2 pseudogenes are annotated in these 631 nt (G+C 49.6%); both read right to left on the bottom strand.

The window, feature by feature from the left end:
- Positions 1-102 (bottom strand): annotated as a pseudogene (gene pspF, locus ACMWLG_RS25880) (phage shock protein operon transcriptional activator); the annotation flags it as partial.
- 254 nt (positions 103-356) lie between these two features.
- A pseudogene (locus ACMWLG_RS25885) lies at positions 357-631 on the bottom strand (hypothetical protein); the annotation flags it as partial.

Raw genomic sequence — 631 nt, forward strand, 5'->3', positions numbered from 1 at the left:
TAATTCAGCGGCTTTTTTCTGGTTAAATTTAGCCTGCTGTAAGCTGGTTTGTAGAAAGTCTTTCTCTTGCTGCTGCTGGAATTCACGCAGATCCAGCGTTATAACGATGTGTATCCTATGTGCTCGGATTGGATAGATTTCCATTACGGTGAAGGATCTTCTTGAGATCCTTTCTGTGGCGTCGTAATCTCTTGCTCTGTAAACGAAAAAACCGCCCTGCAAGGCGGTTTTTCGAAGGTTCTCAGAGCAGCAACTCTTTGAACCGTGGTAACTGGCTTACGAGGAGCGCAGTAACCAAATCTGTTCTTTCAGTTTAGCCTTAACAGGCGCATAACTTCAAGACTAACTCCTCTAAATCAGTTACCAGTGGCTGCTGCCAGTGGCGATAAGTCGTGTCTTTCCGGGTTGGACTCAAGATGATAGTTACCGGATAAGGCGCAGCAGTCGGACTGAACGGGGGGTTCGTGCATACAGTCCATCCAGGAGCGAACTGCCTTCGCGGAACTGAGTGTCAGGCGTGGAATGAGATAAACGCGGCCATAACAGCGGAATGACACCGGTAAACCGAAAGGCAGGAATGCGGGGGAGCACGAGGGAGCCACCAGGGGGAAACGCCTGGTATCTTTAAGCC

Source organism: Enterobacter sp. 01-M-02-SI-ECC, assembly GCF_047530595.1.
Taxonomy (GTDB): domain Bacteria; phylum Pseudomonadota; class Gammaproteobacteria; order Enterobacterales; family Enterobacteriaceae; genus Enterobacter; species Enterobacter cloacae_M.